A 17,867-nucleotide genomic window follows, 5' to 3' on the forward strand; every position below is an offset into this window, starting at 1 on the left:
GGGAGAGGCGAGCACGTGGCGCCGTCATGCCGCCTTCTCCAGCACGGCGACATAGAAGCCGTCGGTGGCGGAGGTCCGGGGCGTCAGGCGCAGGTCGCCGGCGGGCGTGAGGAATCCGGCGAGCGCCGGTTCGGCCGTGGCCGGCCGCCTGACGAAGCCGGGTTGGCGCGCCAGGAACGCCTCGATCCGGTCCTCGTCCTCCTCGGGCAGCACCGAGCAGGTGACGTAGACGATCCGTCCGCCCGGCTTCACGAAGCCCGCACCGTCGTCCAGCACCTGGTCCTGATCGGCCTGGCGGCGCGCCAGCGCGTCGGGCGTCAGCCGCCACTTGGTGTCGGGATGGCGCCGCCACGAGCCCGTGCCCGTGCAGGGCGCGTCGATGAACACCACGTCCATGCGGCCTTCGAGGCCCTTCAGCGGATCGGGATTGAGCGGCGTGCGGACCTGCAGGTTGCGCACCCCGGCCCGGTCGGCGCGGCGAACTGTGTCGGTCAGGCGCCGCGCATCGGAATCGTAGGCGTAGATCTGGCCGGTGTTGGCCATGGCCGCGGCCAGGGCCAGGGTCTTGCCGCCGCCGCCGGCGCAGAGGTCCAGCACCTGGGCGCCCTTGATGTCGCCCGCCGAGGCGGCCGCCGCCTGGCTGCCCAGGTCCTGCACCTCGAACCAGCCCTTGGAGAACTGCGGGATCGCCTCGACCGCGCCCGAGCGGGTCGAGGGATCGGGGGCGGCGACGCGCAGGGCCAGCGGCGACAGCGGCGGCTGCTCGGGCTGGAAGGTCGCCAGCGCCTTGGCCGCCCGCCCGGGATCGGTCTTCAGGGTGTTGACCCGCAGGTCGACGGGCGCCCGTTCGGCCAGGGCCGCGCCCTCCTCGGCCCGCGCCTCGCCGAACACCCGGGCGAGCGAGGCGTCGAGCCAGTCGGGATAGTCGCCGCGCACGGCCTCCGGCGCATCGGCGAGGTCGCGCGGGGCCGCCAGGGCCAAGCGTTCGGCGTCGGTCAGCGGACCGGGGCCGTGCGGTTCGTCGCCGGCGGCCTCGGCCAGCCGGTCGATCGGCCAGCCCCAGAGGAAGGCGAGCGCGCCCAGCGCGGCGGCGCGGGGCGTCTCGTCGCCCATCCGCCAGGCCAGCGAGCGACGGCGGCGCAGGGCGTCGTGGACCAGCCCGGCCACCCAGGCCCGGTCCTTGGCGCCCGCATAGCGCGCGCCCTCGCCCCAGCTTTTCAGCGCCAGCCGCACGGGCCGGTGGCGGGCCTCCACTTCGCCCAGCACCTCGATCGCCGCCGCCAGGCGTCCGCCGTCGCGCATCGCCCTGCCCTCGGGTCCGTCCCGCCTAGACGCCGCTCGGGTAGTTCGGCGCCTCGCGGGTGATCATGACGTCGTGGACGTGGCTCTCGCGCAGGCCCGCGCCGGTGATGCGGATGAACCGCGCCCGTTCGCGGAACAGCTCCAGCGTCGGCGCGCCCACATAGCCCATGGCCGCGCGCAGCCCGCCCACCATCTGGTGCAGGATCGGCGCGATCGGTCCCTTGTAGGGCACCTGACCCTCGATGCCCTCGGGCACCAGCTTGAGCGAGTCCGTCACCTCTTTCTGGAAGTAACGGTCGGCCGAGCCGCGGGCCATGGCGCCCATCGAGCCCATGCCGCGATAGGCCTTGTACGAGCGGCCTTGGTAGAGGAACACCTCGCCCGGCGCCTCGTCGACACCCGCGAACACCGACCCCATCATCGCCACCGAGGCGCCCATGGCGAGCGCCTTGGCGAGGTCGCCCGAGTACTTGATCCCGCCGTCGGCCACGATCGGCACATCCGAACCGGCGGCGGCCCGCACGGCGTCGGCGATGGCGGTGAGCTGGGGCACGCCCACGCCCGCCACCACCCGGGTGGTGCAGATGGAGCCGGGCCCGATGCCCACCTTCACCGCGTCGGCGCCGGCGTCGATCAGGGCGCGCGCGCCGTCGTAGGTGGCCACGTTGCCGGCGACGATCTGGACGCGGTTGGTCTCGCGCTTCACCCGGGCCACGGCCTTGGCCACGTCGGCGTTGTGGCCGTGGGCGGTGTCGATCACCACCACGTCGACGCCGGCGTCCACCAGCGCCATCGACCGCTCGTAGCCTGCGTCGCCCACCGTGGAGGCGGCGGCCACCAGAAGGCGGCCCTGGGCGTCCTTGGCGGCGTTGGGGTGGGCCTGGGACTTCTCCATGTCCTTGACGGTGATCAGGCCGACGGCGCGGTTGTCGTCGTCGACGACGATCAGCCGTTCGATCTTGTGGCGGCGCAACAGTTCGCGCGCCTCGGGCTGGCCGACGCCCTCCTTGACGGTGACGAGGCCTTCCTTGGTCATCACCGCCTTGGCCGGGATGTCGTCGCGGCTCTCGAAACGCATGTCGCGGTTGGTGAGGATGCCGCAGAGCGTGCCCGCCTGGTCCACCACCGGGAAGCCGCTGATCTTGCGCTGCGCCTTGATCTGGCGGACCTCGCCCAGCGTGGTGTCGGGGCCGATGGTCAGCGGGTTGATGACCATGCCGCTTTCATAACGCTTCACCTCGCGCACCTGGTCGGCCTGCTCCTCCACCGTGAAGTTGCGGTGCAGGACGCCGATGCCGCCCGACTGGGCCATGGCGATGGCCAGTCGGCTCTCGGTGACCGTATCCATCGCCGCCGAGACGAGCGGGATGTTGAGGCTGATTTCGCGCGTGAACCGGGTGGAGACATCCACCTGGGTCGGCATCACATCGGACGGACCCGGTTCGAGCAAAACATCGTCGAAGGTGAGCCCTTCGCGAATCTCCATGAGACTCTCCGTTTTGCGGGACGCGTATAGGGGGTCGGTGGCGTAGGCGGCAAGGGGCCTGACGGGCGCGTTCATGCGATTACCTGCTCCTGTGGGGATGGGCGGCGGACGGAAAGGCCGAACGTCATGGCGAACATGACGAGGCAGAGACCGGAGGATGTCAGCAGGGCGACGCCGGCCGAGCGCTCCAGCGCGGCGGCGTAGACGGCGGGCCCGAAGATCTGGGCGAACAGCGCGGGCCGGCCCAGGATCGCCGAGCGGTAGGCGTAATCGCGCGGGCCATAGAGGCTGAGCGGCAGCACGCCCTTGGCCACGGCGAGCATGCCGTTGCCGGCGCCCTGCCCCAGCGCCAGCGCCACGGCGGCCGGCGCGCCGAATAGCGCCAGGATCGCCGCGCCCAGCGGATGCATCAGCGTCGCCACCCGCGTGGTGGCTAGCGGCGGCAGGCCACGATGCACGGTGAACTCCAGGAATCGGACCGTGACGGCGGCGATGCCGACGAAGCCGGCGGCGGCGGCGGCCGCGCGCATGGGCAGGCCGAAGGCGGCGAGCAGGCGCGGCAGATGCGCGCTCATGCAGGTGGAGACGAACCAGGCGCAGGCGAACAGCACCGCCAGCTGGACCATCGCGCGGTCCCAGGCCACGTCGGGCTTCGACGCCGAGGCGTGCGGCCCATGGCCGGGCGTGCGCGGACAGACCCAGGCGCTGAACGGCAGCATCGCCATCTGCACGCCGGCCCAGGCGAAGCAGGCGCCGCGCCAGCCCCAGTGGTCGGCCATCCAGCCCGTCAGCGGCCAGCCGAGCGTCGAGCCCAGGCCGCCGATCAGGGCCACGCCGGTGATCGGCCGTCGCGCCGCCTCGCCATACAACGCCACCAGGATCGCGAAGGGCGTCGGCGACAGCCCGAGAGCCATGCCGAAGCCCAGGGCCGCCATCCCGATCGCAAGTCCGACCGCGTCCTGGGCGAAGCCGATGACGATCAGCGCCGCGGCGAAGGCCAGGTGGGAGGCCACGAGGACGGCCTTGCCGCCCCGGCGGTCGATCCGGCGCGCGACGGCGGGCGCGATGAAGGCCGGCACGGCCAGCTGCGCCGAAACGAGGACGAAAACGAAGCCGACGGAGACCGAAAGGTCGCGGGCGATGGCGTCGCCCAGCACACCCATCAGGTAGAAGCTGGAGGCGAAGGCCACCACCTGCCCCACGCCGAACCCGGCGGCGACGACGCCTGACGGGCGGATCGGCTTGGGCTGGGCTTCCATGACCAGCCTATGCCGCGATTGTCGCTGGGAGAAAATCGACTTATTCGAGCTTCTATGTTCGAAAAACTGACATCGACGCCGCTACCATCGCTGAACGCGCTCCGGGCGTTCGAGGCGGTGGCGCGGACCGGTCGCGTGACCCTGGCGGCCGAGGAGCTGAGCGTCACCCACTCGGCGGTCAGCCGGCAGGTGAAGGCTCTGGAGGCGGCGCTGGGCGTGCGCCTCTTCTCCGGACCGAAGAACCGCATGGAGCTGACCGACGCCGGTCGTCAGCTGCTGCCGCCGCTGACTGAAGCCTTCGACCAGATCGCTTCGGCCGTGCGCCATGTGCGCGAGGGCGGCGAGGACCTGCACGTGGCGGTGAACGCGAGCGTCTCGGTGAAGTGGCTGATCCCGCGGCTGGGCCGCTTCCAGGCGGCGCACCCTGATATCCGCCTGCACCTGTCGGAACTGGCGTCACACGCCACCTCGCATCGCGGGGCCGAGGCCGTGGTGCGGATCGTACCCCTCAGCCGCACGGCCGATCCCCACTGCACGCCCTTCATCCGCAACGCCCTGGGCGCAGTGATGTCGCCGACGCTGGCCGCGCGGGTCGGCCCGGATCCGCTGCGGGCGCCGCGCCTGGCGGCGGCCACCCACCCCGAGGCCTGGCCGATCTTCGCCGAGCATGCCGGCATCGAGCTGCCGCCCGCGGTCGAACGCCCCTTCGCCCACGTCCACTTCGCCCTCGACGCGGCCTTGGCGGGCCTGGGCGCGGCGGTGGTGTCGTGGCCGCTGTGCGCCGAGGCCGTGCTGGAGGGGCGACTGATCGCGCCGCTGGGCTTCCGCCGTTCGGAGACCGCCTTCGCCATGCTGGCCGCGCCCGGCGTCGAGAGCCGCGCGCTGGACCGCTTCCGCGACTGGCTCGTCGCCGAGGGCGCCCGGATGCCCGAGCCGCCGGACGCCTGATCTACCAGGCCATCACGGCCGTCAGGCTGAGGGCGTGGGCCTGCGCTTCGCGGGCGCCTTCGTAGCGGTAGTCCAGCCGGACCCGGCCGCGCGCGCCCACCTTGGCTTCGAACCCGGTGGCGAGTTCCAGTGCGGTGCGCCCCGGAGAACTCGACGCCACCTCGAAGGCGGCGCCCTGCAGCGCGGCGTCGAGGCGCGTGCGCGACCCGTCCAGTTCCTGCAGCACGAAGGCCGACGCATACGGCTTCAAGCTGGCCTGGCCGAGGCTGACCGGACGCTCCAATCGCAACCCGAGCCGCGCCTGCGCCGCATCGCGCTTCAGGCGGTCGAAGCTTAGCGCCACGGTCGCATCGCCCGACTCGGTGACCCGGTCGCGATCCACACGGTCCTTCGACAGGCCGGCGATCACCGTGACGGCCGCCGGCGCGAGGGCGAAGGTGCGCCCCGCTTCGACGTCCGCTGCATAGGAAGCTCCCTCGGGCTTGGCGTAGGCCGAGGCTGCGCCCAGCCGGCGCGTGGTCTTGTAGGTGTCCTTGCCGCCCTGGATCACGCCGCTGACATACCAGGGGCCCTCGCGCCAGCCGGCATAGGCCATCGCCTGGTAGCTGAACGCGCGGCCGCCGCCCGACGGCCCGGCCTTGATCTCGGCCTCGCCGTAGCTGAGCGCGCCACCCACGCGGACGTTCGCCACGCGCCGATCGGCCCCGATCATCACGCCGATGCGGTCGTCGCGGTAGCGGCCGGCCACGTCGTCGGCGCCCACCTCGCGCGTGCCGCCCGAAAGCGAGCCCCACACCTGCTGATCGACAGTGGTCTGACCCGCCCGGGCGAGAACCAGCCGCCGCTCGCCGCGGTTGCCACGCAGCACCGCCTCGGCCGTGTCGGCGTGCGCCTCGCCGGCGGCCAGCTGCAGGACCCCGCCGATCTGGGCTTCGTTCAGCCCGATGAGGCCGTCGGAAAATCCGGTCGACCCGGCGTCGCGCAGCGCGTCCACCGCTCCGCCCACGGCGACGGCGTTGGCGACGCCGCCGGCAGCGGCCGCATAGCTCTCGGGCGTCACCGCCAGGATGATCGCGTCGGGGCGATAGATCACCTCGAAGCGACTGTTGGCCGCCATCCCGGCGGTGGGCTGCACGAGGCGCTCGAAGCGCCCGGCGACGCCGCCCTCGGCCGTGACCACCTGGAAGGTTTCCCCGATGTGCGGGACATAGGTGTTGGTCGCATCGCCCGTGATGCCGCGCGTGATCGGCGAGATCGCCCCCGCGGCGTTGAACACGCCGTTCGCGCCGGTCAGCACCAGGGTGTCGAAGTGGCCCGCGCCGATGCCGGCCGTCGGCCCGTCGATGTCGATCGACAGCACGCCGCTGCTCGCCAGGGTCACGCCGCCGTCGATCACCAGACGGCCCGGCGAGTTGCCCGGCGCCAGCACGCCGGCGACCATCACGTCGCCGTGGATCAGGCCCGAGCCCGCGCCGGTCCCGGCGCTGTCGATGGTGACGTTGCCCGTGAAGACGCTGTTGAATTTCAGCGTACCTTCCTCGACGCACGCCCCGATGGCGTTGGCGCCCGGCGCGAGCAGGTTGAGCGACCCGGATCCCGCCTTGATCAGGCAGTTGTCGCCGCTGATCGTCCCGTTCACGACGACGTTGTTCGCCCCCGTGTCGATGACCGCATCGGCGCCGGCGAAATCGACGGACTGGTCGATCGCCAGGTCGTTGGCCGTCGTCAGCCGCGTACCGCCGCCGAGGACGATCCGACCGTCGGAGGCGCCCAGCGATCCTGTCGACGTCGCCACCACGGTCCCGGCGTCGATCTGGAGGGTCCTCAGCGTGCTCGAACCTTCGAGCGTAAGCGTGCCCGAGCCCGCCTTGACGATGCCGCCGTCACCGGTCAGCGCCCCGTTGAGGCGCAGGCTGTCGCCCGCGACGTCCACGGTCGCCAGGCCCGAGCCCACATTGATGCGGTTCCCCAAGACCATGCCGGCGTCGACGATCAGACCCGTGCCGTCCGCGAAGTCGAGCGTTCCGCCGCCCGACCCGAGCGACTGTACGGAGGCGATCCGCAACCCGCCGCCGCTGATCCGCACATCGCCTGTGTACGAGTTCTCGCCCGACAGGGTGAGGACGCCGGCGCCCGCTTTCTCGAGACCGCCAGCGCCGTCAATGGCGCCGCTGATGACCAGGTCGTGGTCGCGGGTGTCAAAGGTGGCGGTCCCTCCGGAGAGCGTGACGGCCCGCAGGATCGAGGTGTCGGACGTGGCGCGGATGACCCCGCCATCGTCGACGATCAGGCCTGCGCCGCTGGCGCCGAGGGCGCTGTCGGCGCCGATCGCCAGCACGCCCTGGTTCACCGTCACCCCCAGGAAGCTGTTGGCGCCCGAGAGCTCGAGCACGCCCTCCCCGGTCTTGACGAGGCGGCCGGCGCCCGAGACGACGCCCGAGAGCACCAGGTTGTGCCCGCCCGTGTCGATCGACCCGCCCTTCGCGGTGATGGTGAAGTCGAGGTTCACCGAGGCGTCTTCCGTGGATTTCAAGGCGCCGCCGTCGAAGACCGGGTTGAGCGAGCCGCCCATCAGGTCGGCTGTCGAGAACTGGCCGCCCTCCTCGATGTTGCGCGGGGGCTCGGGGTCGGCTCCGCCGCCGCCGCCGCCACCCCCGCTTGCGACGATCGCCGCGGCGATGTCGGTGCCGAAGATGTACGCGTAGCTGAGGGTGATCGACTCGCCGTTCAGCAGATCGCCGATCGTGAAGGCCATGCCGATCGTATAGTCGCCGTTTCCGAGGAACGTGCCGGCCAGATAGCCTGCGGGCGCGGCTGTGAATCCGGGCGCGCCGGTGAGGTGCGTCGTCGCGTCGGTGGAATAGAGGCCGATCACGTACTTCGAGACGGTCGCCTCGGCATAGATGAGGTCGTCGCCCGAGATCGAGCCCGAGCCCTGGAAGTTATTGGTGGCGCTGGTGTCGCCCGGCGCCGCTACCGCATCCGGATCGGTGAAGCGGACGAAGTTCAGGCCGGTGATGTCGGTCAGCGCGGTGATCGTCGTGACGATCTGGAGCTGCTGGCCGTCAGTGTTGAACCTGTAGTCGTGGGTCACGCCGAGGGTCGCACCGTAGGTCCCGGTCCACACGGCGCGCTGGTCGAATGTCTCGCCGCCGAAGGCGACGCCGCTGTAGTCGCTCAGTGCGCCCGTCACCTGGGCGCTGCCGAGACTGGCGTTGTTGTTGGTGGCGGTGAAGGCGCCGCCCGACGTCGTGCCCTGCAGCACGAAGCCTTCCATGGGCGAGCCCGGCGTCAGGTAGTCGTAGCTGGGATTGAACGTGCCCGAGCCCGCACCGTCATAGAGGATGCCGGGCTGGGTGGTGCCGCCCGTGCCCAGCGTGCCCTGCTGGTTCAGGCCGAGCTTCAGGTAGTCGCCCTGCAGCACCAGGCTCTGCGCCCGGGCCTCGGGCGCCAGGGCCATGGCGATGGCGGTGGTGGCGAACGCCCCGACGATCCAGCGCCGGACTGGCGCCTCCGGATTCGGGGTGGGACGGATGGCGGCGGCGCCGACGCGAAACATGAGGAAGGGCTCCCGGAACAGGTAGCCCTGCCGCTATTCGGCGGCGCTCAAAGGAACATTAAGTCGAACGGCGACACCCCGTTTTGAGCATGCGGCAAACACGCACAGCGTCAGCGGCCGCGGAACCCTGTCGCCACGAGGAAGACCTCGGAACTGTCCTGCCGGCTGGCCTTGGGCTTCAGGTTGCGCACGTCCTTGAAGTGCCGCTTGAGCCCGGCGATGAGCTGGTCGCTGCCGCGGCCCTGGAAGGCCTTGGCGACGAAGGCGCCGCCGGGCTTCAGCACGTCCAGGGCGAAGTCGATCGCCGCCTCGATCAGGCCCACGATGCGCAGGTGGTCGGTTTCGCGGTGACCGATGGTGTTGGGGGCCATGTCCGACAGCACCACGTCGGGCGCTCCGCCCAGCAGCTCGATCAGGCGCGGCGCGCAGGCCGGGTCGGTGAAGTCCATCTGGAGGATGTGGGCGGGCGGCAACGGCTCGACGGCCAGCAGGTCGACGCCCACGATGTCGGTCACGCCGCGCTCGATGGCCACCTGGGTCCAGCCACCCGGCGCGAGGCCCAGGTCGACGACGCGGACGCCCGGCCGGAACAGGTGAAGGCGATCGTCTATCTCACTGATCTTGAAGGCCGCGCGGCTGCGATAGCCCATCGTGCGCGCCTTGGCCGCGAAGGGATCGTTGACCTGCCGCTCCAGCCAGGCCTGCTGGCTGGGCGTGCGCTGCTTGGCGGTCTTGAGGCGCGCCGGCTTGCCGCGGCCGCCCTCCTGGCCGCCGGTCGGCGGGCGCACCATGCGTTTGCGGGGTGGTTCGGTCATGAGGCGTGGGCCCGGGCGCGGCGGCGCTTGCGGCGCCTGCGGCCCGAGCGCTCGTTCATCAGGGAGAGGAGGATGCCTTCGCGCAGGCCGCGGTCGGCCACCCGAACCCGCTGGCAGGGCCACAGTTCCTGCACCGCCTGGAGGATCGCGGCCCCGGCCAGGACCAGGTCGGCGCGGTCGGGGCCGATGCACGGCTGCGCGGCGCGCTCGGCGGCCGTGAGGCCGAGCAGGCGTTCGGCGGCGGCCTCGCATTCGGCGCGGGTCATCCAGATGCCGTCGACGCGGTTACGGTCGTAGCGCGGCAGGCGCAGGTGCAGGCCCGCGAGGCTGGTGATCGCCCCCGAGGTGCCCACGAGATGGGCCTCGTTGGCCTCGAACAGCGGCTTCATGGGGTCGGCGCGACGGAAGGCGGCGATCTCGTCCTTCACGTGGTCGACCATCCGCCGGAACCAGGCGTCGGTGACCGCTTCGCCCTCGGGGAACCGTTCGGCCAGGGTGACCACGCCGATCGGCACCGACAGCCACGCCCGCACGGGCGGCGGCGTGTCCGGTGCCCCGGCCTTGAGGTCGACCCACGACAACTCGGTGGAGCCGCCGCCGACGTCGACGACCAGCGCCGCCTGGTGGCGATAGTCCAGCAGGTTGAGGCAGCCGGTGACCGACAGCTTGGCCTCTTCCTGCGGGGTGATGACCTGCAGCCGCACGCCGGTCTCGTTGGCGACCCGGTTGACGAAGGCCTGGCCGTTGTCGGCGATGCGGCAGGCCTGGGTGGCGATGGCGCGGAACTTCACCACCCGGCGGCGGCGCACCTTCTCGGCGCTGACCTTCAGCGCGGCCAGGGCGCGGTCCATGGCGGCGTCGGAGAGCCGGCCCGTCTGCGACAGGCCCTCGCCCAGGCGCACGATCCGCGAATAGGCCTCGACGACGCGGAAGCCCGAGGCCGTGGGCGTGGCGATCAGAAGCCGGCAGTTGTTGGTGCCGAGGTCCAGCGCCGCGAAACATCGCGGATCGCCCGTCCCCCGTTCCCGGCCGCGATTCGCAGGCGCGGGCGCGCGCAGCGCCTCACTCATGGACCGTCTTCCGTCCTGACGCAGGCGCGATTCCCGACGATCGCGCCTCATTTCGCGGCGAACTTAGCAAGCTGGACAGGTTGCAGGAAGGCGACGGTTGAATGACGGCTGTACAACGCTACGTTCACCTTCCAGTCAGGAGGTTCGCTGTAGTGTACGGGGTTATGGATACGCGACTCGCCAAATTCGCGATCGGTCAGGTTGTGCGCCACCGGATTTACCCGTTCCGAGGGGTCATCTTCGACGTCGACCCGGTGTTCTCGAACACTGAGGAATACTGGCTCTCCATCCCGGAACACATCCGGCCGCACAAGAACCAGCCGTTCTACCACCTGCTCGCCGAGAACGACGACAGCGCCTACGTGGCCTATGTCTCCGAGCAGAACCTGGAGCCGGACGAGACCGGCCAGCCGGTGGGCCACCCCCAGGCGTCGCTGATCTTCGACACCTTCAACGAGGGCCAGTACCGCCTGCGCCCCGGCATCGGGCACTAGAGCGCCGCGCCGAGCGCGCACGATTTCACCGCGAAATGCGGAAAATTGGGCCAAGATCGAACGGAACTTCCGCTCGTCCGGGTCCATTCTCCCCGCATGAGCGCTGATCACGCCAACACGTCCCTTCCGCCTGGCGCCCGGCCCGACTGGACCATCGACCAGGGCTGGGACCGCTACACCGCCGCCGAGCACGAGGTCTGGATCACCCTCTACGAACGCCAGGCCGCCCTGCTGCCGGGCCGCGCCTGCGACGCGTTCCTCAAAGGCCTCGACGCACTCGACCTGCACCGCACCGGCATCCCGGACTTCGCGCGCATCAACGAGGAGCTTCGCCGGCTCACCGGCTGGACGGTGGTGGCCGTGCCCGGCCTGGTCCCGGACGAGGTTTTCTTCGAGCATCTGGCCAACCGCCGCTTCCCGGCCGGACAGTTCGTCCGCAAGCCGGACGAGCTCGACTACCTGCAGGAACCCGACATCTTCCACGACGTGTTCGGCCACGTGCCGATGCTGACCGACCCGGTCTTCGCCGACTATATGCAGGCCTATGGCGAGGGCGGGCTGCGGGCGCTGGGCCGCGGACAGCTGCACAACCTGGCCCGACTCTACTGGTACACGGTGGAGTTCGGCCTGTTGGAGACGCCCCAGGGCCTGCGGATCTACGGCGCGGGCATTGTCTCCAGCCGTTCGGAATCGATCTTCGCCCTCGACGACCCCTCCCCCAACCGCCTGGGTTTCGACCTGGAGCGGGTGATGCGCACGCCCTACCGGATCGACGACTTCCAGCAGGTCTATTTCGTCGTCCCGTCGCTGCAGGCCCTTCTGGACGCCACCCTGGCCGACTTCGACGCGCTCTATCGGCGCCTGCAGGCGGCAAGCGACATCCCCATCGACGCCGTGCTCGCTGAAGACAAGGTGTTCACGCGCGGCGACCAGACCTACGTCCTGCGAGGGGGGCGGAGCGCCGCCTAGTAGTCCTTGCGCCAGCGCACGGCGATCTTGTTGCCGGCCTGGCCTGCGAAGCGCGAGATGATCGACAGGCGCCGGCGCACCCGCCATTCGACCTGGGCCGAAGGCCCTTCCCGCCCGCCGCCGGTGAGTTCCAGATAGAGATCGTCGCTCAGGTATTTGCCGCCAGAGACGGTGACGCCCGACTGCTCGTCGCCGCCGAAGGCCAGCCGGTCGAGGCCGGCGAAGCTGCGCAGGTTGCCGAGGATGTCCAGGCCGCCGCCGCCGGCCAGGGACGACAGCGCCGACGCCAGCTGCGCCGCCTCCACGCCCGAGAGCTGCGAGGCCGAGCGCTCGAACAGCACCTTCGAGAGGATCTCGTCGTTCGGCAGGCTCGGCGACGACGCCAGGGTGATCTCGGGGCGCTCGGCGGTGCCGCGGATCTGGATCGTCACGGTCAGCGTGGGGTCCTCCCGCGTGGCGTCGAGGTGGATGCGGATGTCGCCCGGGTGGGTCGAGAGCCGGACGTAGCCGCTGTCGTCGAACTCGAAGCGCTTGCCCGCGAAGTCGTAGTCGCCCCGGATCACCCGGGCCGTGCCGGTCAGGTCGGGGTTGGCCGTGGTCCCGCCGACGTGGGCGTCCAGCGAGAACTCCACGTCGAGGCCGCGCCCGCGCAGGAAGACGCGCCGCGGCGCGTGCAGCTTGACGTCGAGCGCCCAGCCCTCGCCGGTCTTGTCCTTGGGCGGCAGGGCGGCGGGCAGGCTGGCCGGACGGTTCACCTCGACCACGTCCATCGCCACCACGCCCGACGGCGTCGGCGGATCGGCGGCCACGTCGGCGCGCTCGATCGTCAGTTCGCCGGCCAGCTTCACCTGCCCCTTGGCGTCGCGGTTGATCGTGGCCTGGCCCGAGGCCGTGGCCGTCGCGGTCTCGTTGTCGATGAGGCGGAAGCTCTTGAGGTCCAGCCGGAAGCTCGACAGGCCGTTGCGCTGCAGGCTGATCGTGCCGGCGCCCGAAAGCTGCCCGCCTGCGCCGTCCTGGCCCTGCACCTGCGAGACGGTGACGGCGTCCTCCGAGAAATTGGCCTTCAGCGTCAGGTCGCGCAGCGACAGGCCCGTCGCGCCGTCTTCGAAGCGGCCGCGCTCCACCGAGAATTGCCCGGAGGCGCGCGGATCGGCCAGCGTCCCCGCCAGCGTTCCCTGGGTTTGCACGAGGCCGGCCAGCGAACGTTCGCCGCCGACCAGGAGCTCGAACAGCGGCTGGATTTCGCCCTCCGCGAAGAAGCGGCCGCTCATGGGCCGCTGGCGAGCGATGGCGATGCGGAACGGCGCGGCCGACGCCTCCGTAGGCAGCACGAGGTTGGCGTTGGCCTTGAGGCCCCGGTCGTTGGTGGTCTGGACATCGAGCGTGAGCGCGTTGTCCGAGAGCCGCGCCTTGAGCTCGCCATCGACCCCCTGCGAGGCGGGCGAGCCGCCGGCGCGCGCGTCGGCCACCTGCAGGCTCATGGCGCCATCCAGCCGTTCGCCCTGGCCGTGAAGGTCGAGGACGCCGTCGAAGCTGCCGGCGAAGTCGCGGTTGAGGATGTTCAGGCCCAGCTTCTCGGCGCGGGCCTTCACATCGGCGGAGCCGCCCTGGAACACGCCGTCGAGCGCGATCCGGCCGCCGTCCTGGCTGACGAGGCGCAGGCGCGCGCTCCGGGACGCGCCGCCGAACCGGAAGCGGGCCGGCTCCGTGGTCTTCATGCTGCGGCGTCCGACCTTGCCGGCGCCGTCCAGGGTGAGGGCATAGCCGTCCTCGGCCTGTGCGAAGGTCCCACGCCCGTCGACGCTCCAGGCGCCTTCCGGCGACGCGCCCTGCGCCGAAACCGCATAGGGCAGCTCCGACATGGGCCCCTCGGCCGCGACGGTGGCCGAGGCGACGGAAACCGTCGCGCCGGGCAGCCGCACGTTCTGGGCGCGCAGGTCGATGTCGCCGCGCGCGCCGCCGGGAGCTTCGACGATCTTCGCGGTCCCTTCCACGTGGCCGGCGTCGAGCCACGCGCCCGGATCGACCGACAGCCGCAGGTCGGCCGCCGACGGCGATCGGCGGCGCAGCGCAACGGAGCCCTGGGCCTTCAGCCCGCCGGCGTCCACCGACAGGCCCGTCAGGTCCACGCCGCCGCGCGGGAAACGGAAGTCCGAGCGGCCCGTCGCGGGGCCGTAGGCGCTGGCCGCGGTCAGCGCGACCGTCCCGCTGGAGCCGTCGGCCTGCTGCTGGAAGGTCAGCACCAGATGTCCGTTGCGCAGCGGCAGGCGCGGGACGTCGATCTCGTCGAAGTCGGCCACGAGGTCCACCCGCGGCGCGGTCAACGTCCCGCCGATGTCTCCCGTCCCCTTGGCCTTGCCGGAGATTTCGACCGGACCCGCGCGCAGCGGGCCCGAGGCCTGCCAGTCCGTCTTGAACGCCAGGGTTCGGTCGCGCTGGAGAACCCCCGAAGCGTTCGCGCTCAGGGCCGCGCCTTCCAATGTCGCCTTGTCGACAGAAAGGCGTCCATCCTGCCAGCCGCCGGCGACGCGCAGGCGCGCCTGCGGTCCCAGCAGGCGATCCAGCTCCGCAAGACCCAGGGCGAGCCGCTCGCCTCGCGCGTCCAGGTCCACCGCCCAGGCGGCGCCCTTGCGCGGCTGGCGCGCCTGGAAGTCCGCGACGGCCGCGCCGGCCGCGCCAGGGCGCGCCGCGCCGAGATTGGAGATCCGCGCCTCTCCCTTCACACGCGAGGCGCCCAGCAGACCGCGTTCGCCGCTCAGCGCGACGTTCAGGCCCGACCCCTTCAGCTCGACGTTGCGCACGACGAGTTGGCCATCGGCGCGGCGCTGGGCGTCGAGCACCGCCGAGGGCGCCCCGCCGAGCAAGGCCGCAACGATACCCGCCCCCTGCCCGCCGGCGCCGGAAAGCCGGGCCTGGAGGTCGAACCCGTCCTTGCCCCGCGCGAGCGCGATAGGTCCGGCGATACGGCTGAGGCGGTAGTCGCCGAGCTTGATATCCTGCGCCACGCCGTCGCCCTTGAAGGCCCAGGCGCCCGAATTTCCGGTCAGCGCGCCCTGGACGCGCGCCGCCCCGAGGCCCTCGACGCCGGCCAGCCGGCCCAGCGAGGCGGCCTGCGCCTCGATCCGCAGGCCTTCCTTCGAGAGCTTGCGCTTGCCCAGGTCGCCCACCCCCTGGGCGCGTATCGAAAGGGCGTCCGACCGGGCGCTAAGGTCGAGCTGATACGCCCCCTCGCCCACCTTGTTTCCGGTCAGCCGGAGGCTGACCTCCTGGCCGAACCGATCGGCGTAGGGCGCGGTGAGCGACGAGGCCGTCAGCACGACGCGCGCCGAAGCCTGGCCGCCGGTCCGGCTCCACGCCCCCTCCGCTTCCAGGGGCGTCAGCGCGCCGGACGTCGCGCGGGCGGTGAAGCGTCCCTCGGCGTTGCGACCGTCCGCGCGGACGAACAGCTTGAAGGGCTGCTTGGCCGGCAGGCCCAGCGACCCCGCGATGGCGCCGCCCTTGGCCTCGACGGCGTCGGCCGAGATGCGCAGTGGCCGGCGGCCGCCCATCGCGAAGTCGAGGTCCACCCGGTCGCCCCGGTTGAGCTCGCTCTCGGCGTGGACCTGCGCGCTGCGCCGGCCGCGCCGGCCGAGATTGAGCTCCAGGCCCACGTCGTAGACGCCACGCTCGACGCTGAATTCAGGCTCCAGGATCAGCCGCGCCTGCCCGCGCGCGATGTGGATCGAGAGCGGCAGCCCGTGGTCCTCGCCGCCGGGCCCCAGCACCGGGCGCCGCAGCACCCGGATCGACCGCGCCTCCGCCAGATCGGCCACGAAGCGGCGGCGGATCAGATAGGGATAGTTCCACGCCAGGTGGACCTCGTGCGCCTCGAGCCAGACGCCCTTGTCGTCGCGGATCGTCAGCTTGCGGACCCGGAAGTCGCGCCAGAGATCCCCCGACAGCCCCTCCACGCCGAGATGGCCGAAGCGACCCAGCTTGAGCCCGTTGGCCTCGGCCTCGATCATCTGTCGCACCTGCGGGATAAGCACCGCATAGCGGACGCCGGCCGCCAGCCCGACCAGCAGCAGAACGACGGCCGCCGCCACATTGGCCGCGATCCACAGGATCCGCCGACGGCGGACTGTCCCCTTCGGCGGGTCGGTCGTTTCGTCCGTCCCGGTCAAAAGCTCTGCCCGATGCTGAGGTAGATCTGGATCGGAGATTCACCCCGGCGGCGCACGACCGGCGTGGCGATGTCGATGCGGATCGGGGCGAAGCCGAGATTGTAGCGCACGCCGATCCCCGCCCCGGCCGCCAGGTCGCCCAGGTCGATCACATTGCTGGAGCCGACCGCGCCCGCGTCGACGAACAGCGCCAGCCCCCAGGTCCGGGTGAGGTCGCGGCGCACCTCAAGCGAGCCCTCCATCAGCGATACGCCGCCGCGCGGGGTTCCATCGGCCAATCGCGGACCGACGCCCTGGTATGGGAAGCCGCGCACCGAGCCGCCGCCGCCGGCGTAGAAGCGCTGCGAGGCCGGGATCTGAGCCACCGTCCCGTTGATGATCCGGCCCAGGCGCAGGCGCCCGGCGACCACCGTCGCGGCCTGCTTGTCGAGGGGCTGGTAGTAGGTGCCCTGCGCCACCGCCCGCAGGTACGGCAGGTTGGTGTCGCCCACGATCAGCGTGGGTTCCAGGCGCGCGCTCAACCGCCAGCCCGTCGTGGGGTTCAAGGGATCGTTGGAGCGGTCCAGCAGGACGTCGCCAAGGGTCGCGAACGTCACGAGATTGCGCCCCCGCGTCATGAGGGTCCCAGCGCTCAGTTCGTCGGTCCGGGTCAGGTCGGTCGAGGCGCCCACCGTGACGTACGACGTCTTGCCCCATCGGCGCGTGACGTCGGCGCTGACGCCCACCCCTCTCTCGTTGTAGGCGTCGGTCTTGACCCGATAGACGTCCGCGGTGGTCTTGAGCGTCTGCTGGGCGCGCCGCCAGTGCGGCAGGGACAGGTCGACCCCGACCCGGCTGTCGCGATCCGAGAGCTGGCCGTAGAGCGCCAGCGTATCGGCCCGATGGAGGCGGTTGTAGTGCGTCCAGCGGACGTTCACCCCGGCGCCGTCGCTGGTGGAATAGCTGGCGCCGGCCTCGATCGCCCGCGGCTTGCGTTCCGAAAGGCTGACGACCACCGGCCTGTGCCCCTCGGCCGTGGTCTTGTCCTTGGGCGCGAGGGCCACCGTCACGGAATCGTAGACGCCCGTGTCCAGCAGGCGGCGCTCCAGTTCGGCCACCTTGTCTGGGTCGTAGCGATCGCCGTCGCCCCAGGGCGCGAGCTTGCGCAGCCAGGCCGGGCTCGTACGCCCCCCCTCGGTGACGTCCAGTCCGTCGAGCCGGACCAGCGCGCCGGCGGCGATCCGGTAGGTCGGGCGGACGCTGTCGTCGGCGTGGTCGACCACCACCTCGCGGGGCTCGGCCTCGACGTCGGCGTAGCCCCGCTTCTGGACGGCGGCGACGACCCGCCCCTCGGCGGCGATGACGTCGGCGGCGCGGCCGGGCTGGTCGGCCTTCAGCCCCAGGGCTTTGCCCGCCGCGGTCTGGACGTCGGCTTCGGGCGGTTCGCCCTGCCAGGCGATCTTCGGGTCTGCGATGTAGAAGCGCGGGCCGGGAATGATCTGGACGATCGCCTGCGGCGGATCGGCTTCGCTCACCTCGGGGGAGACCTGATAGGCGTAGTATCCCTCCGAGCGCAGCACGGCGATCGCGTCCTCGGCCGCCGCCCGCGCGCGCCGCCGCGCCTCGAAGCGGTTCTCGATCGGCCGGTCGCTGTCGCCGATCACGCGCTGGATCGCATCGCGGAGATCGCCGTCCATCTCGCCCTGGACGGCCGCGCGGGGGTCGCCCGCCCGCGCCGCGCCGGGCGCGACAAGGGCCGCCGAGGCGGCGACAGCACAAAGCAGTCGACCCAAGCTCGATTCCTCGCTCGCCCCTCAGTCGGG

At 71.6% G+C, this 17,867-nt stretch carries 11 protein-coding genes; 3 read left to right on the plus strand and 8 right to left on the minus strand.

The features are described from left to right. Positions 1-24: 24 nt before the first annotated feature. The 3 genes from GC203_RS20195 to GC203_RS20205 all read right to left on the minus strand — a co-directional run bounded on the left by GC203_RS20195 (position 25) and on the right by GC203_RS20205 (position 4,047). Positions 25-1,302: an RsmB/NOP family class I SAM-dependent RNA methyltransferase gene (locus GC203_RS20195; protein WP_293458336.1), complete on the minus strand. Its 1,278-nt coding sequence runs from the start codon at positions 1,300-1,302 to the stop codon at positions 25-27. A gap of 25 nt (positions 1,303-1,327) precedes the next feature. After that, the gene (guaB, locus tag GC203_RS20200; RefSeq protein ID WP_293458338.1) at positions 1,328-2,788 is read right to left on the minus strand and encodes an IMP dehydrogenase; all 1,461 of its coding nucleotides are present in this window, start codon (positions 2,786-2,788) and stop codon (positions 1,328-1,330) included. Between the two features lie 71 nt (positions 2,789-2,859). Then, positions 2,860-4,047 carry an MFS transporter gene (locus tag GC203_RS20205; protein ID WP_293458340.1) on the minus strand — a complete coding sequence of 396 codons (1,188 nt, stop codon included), beginning with the start codon at positions 4,045-4,047 and terminating at the stop codon, positions 2,860-2,862. A 54-nt stretch (positions 4,048-4,101) separates the two neighbouring features. Between GC203_RS20205 and GC203_RS20210 the strand changes: the two genes are divergently transcribed. Continuing rightward, the gene (locus GC203_RS20210; RefSeq protein WP_293458341.1) at positions 4,102-4,995 is read left to right on the plus strand and encodes a LysR family transcriptional regulator; all 894 of its coding nucleotides are present in this window, start codon (positions 4,102-4,104) and stop codon (positions 4,993-4,995) included. Between the two features lies 1 nt (position 4,996). Here the strand turns inward: GC203_RS20210 and GC203_RS20215 are convergent, their stop codons facing one another. The 3 genes from GC203_RS20215 to GC203_RS20225 form a co-directional block, all read right to left on the minus strand. Next, positions 4,997-8,554 (minus strand): autotransporter domain-containing protein, encoded by a 3,558-nt coding sequence (locus tag GC203_RS20215; protein ID WP_293458342.1) that lies wholly within the window; start codon positions 8,552-8,554, stop codon positions 4,997-4,999. Positions 8,555-8,664: 110 nt separating this feature from the next. Next, the gene (locus GC203_RS20220; protein WP_293458343.1) at positions 8,665-9,369 is read right to left on the minus strand and encodes an RlmE family RNA methyltransferase; all 705 of its coding nucleotides are present in this window, start codon (positions 9,367-9,369) and stop codon (positions 8,665-8,667) included. Further along, positions 9,366-10,439 (minus strand): Ppx/GppA phosphatase family protein, encoded by a 1,074-nt coding sequence (locus GC203_RS20225; protein WP_293458344.1) that lies wholly within the window; start codon positions 10,437-10,439, stop codon positions 9,366-9,368. The genes GC203_RS20220 and GC203_RS20225 overlap by 4 nt, the downstream gene beginning before the upstream one ends. A gap of 164 nt (positions 10,440-10,603) precedes the next feature. On the opposite strand from GC203_RS20225, the gene hspQ reads away from it, so the two are divergent. Both hspQ and phhA read left to right on the plus strand, forming a co-directional pair. After that, a complete protein-coding gene (hspQ, locus tag GC203_RS20230; protein WP_293458345.1) occupies positions 10,604-10,933 on the plus strand; it encodes a heat shock protein HspQ in 330 nt (109 codons plus the stop codon). Positions 10,934-11,029: 96 nt separating this feature from the next. Continuing rightward, on the plus strand, positions 11,030-11,902 hold the full coding sequence (phhA, locus tag GC203_RS20235; RefSeq protein ID WP_293458346.1) for a phenylalanine 4-monooxygenase: 873 nt from the start codon (positions 11,030-11,032) through the stop codon (positions 11,900-11,902). On the opposite strand, the gene GC203_RS20240 is transcribed toward phhA, so the two are convergent. Continuing rightward, entirely contained in the window at positions 11,899-16,065 is a 4,167-nt protein-coding gene (locus GC203_RS20240) for a translocation/assembly module TamB domain-containing protein (protein ID WP_293458347.1), read from the minus strand. The genes phhA and GC203_RS20240 overlap by 4 nt on opposite strands. Beyond that, positions 16,062-17,837 (minus strand): autotransporter assembly complex family protein, encoded by a 1,776-nt coding sequence (locus tag GC203_RS20245; RefSeq protein ID WP_293458349.1) that lies wholly within the window; start codon positions 17,835-17,837, stop codon positions 16,062-16,064. Before GC203_RS20245 ends, GC203_RS20240 begins: the two co-directional genes overlap by 4 nt. Positions 17,838-17,867: the final 30 nt, after the last annotated feature.

It is taken from the genome of Phenylobacterium sp. (genome assembly GCF_016124325.1).
GTDB lineage: Bacteria > Pseudomonadota > Alphaproteobacteria > Caulobacterales > Caulobacteraceae > Phenylobacterium.

What these genes read in the sequence shown, in the direction of transcription:
- GC203_RS20210 (WP_293458341.1), top strand. Translation starts at nt 4,102, where the DNA reads ATGTTCGAAAAACTGACATCGACGCCGCTACCATCGCTGAACGCGCTC.
- GC203_RS20205 (WP_293458340.1), bottom strand. Translation starts at nt 4,047, where the DNA reads ATGGAAGCCCAGCCCAAGCCGATCCGCCCGTCAGGCGTCGTCGCCGCC.
- GC203_RS20220 (WP_293458343.1), bottom strand. Translation starts at nt 9,369, where the DNA reads ATGACCGAACCACCCCGCAAACGCATGGTGCGCCCGCCGACCGGCGGC.
- phhA (WP_293458346.1), top strand. Translation starts at nt 11,030, where the DNA reads ATGAGCGCTGATCACGCCAACACGTCCCTTCCGCCTGGCGCCCGGCCC.
- GC203_RS20225 (WP_293458344.1), bottom strand. Translation starts at nt 10,439, where the DNA reads ATGAGTGAGGCGCTGCGCGCGCCCGCGCCTGCGAATCGCGGCCGGGAA.
- GC203_RS20195 (WP_293458336.1), bottom strand. Translation starts at nt 1,302, where the DNA reads ATGCGCGACGGCGGACGCCTGGCGGCGGCGATCGAGGTGCTGGGCGAA.
- GC203_RS20215 (WP_293458342.1), bottom strand. Translation starts at nt 8,554, where the DNA reads ATGTTTCGCGTCGGCGCCGCCGCCATCCGTCCCACCCCGAATCCGGAG.
- guaB (WP_293458338.1), bottom strand. Translation starts at nt 2,788, where the DNA reads ATGGAGATTCGCGAAGGGCTCACCTTCGACGATGTTTTGCTCGAACCG.
- hspQ (WP_293458345.1), top strand. Translation starts at nt 10,604, where the DNA reads ATGGATACGCGACTCGCCAAATTCGCGATCGGTCAGGTTGTGCGCCAC.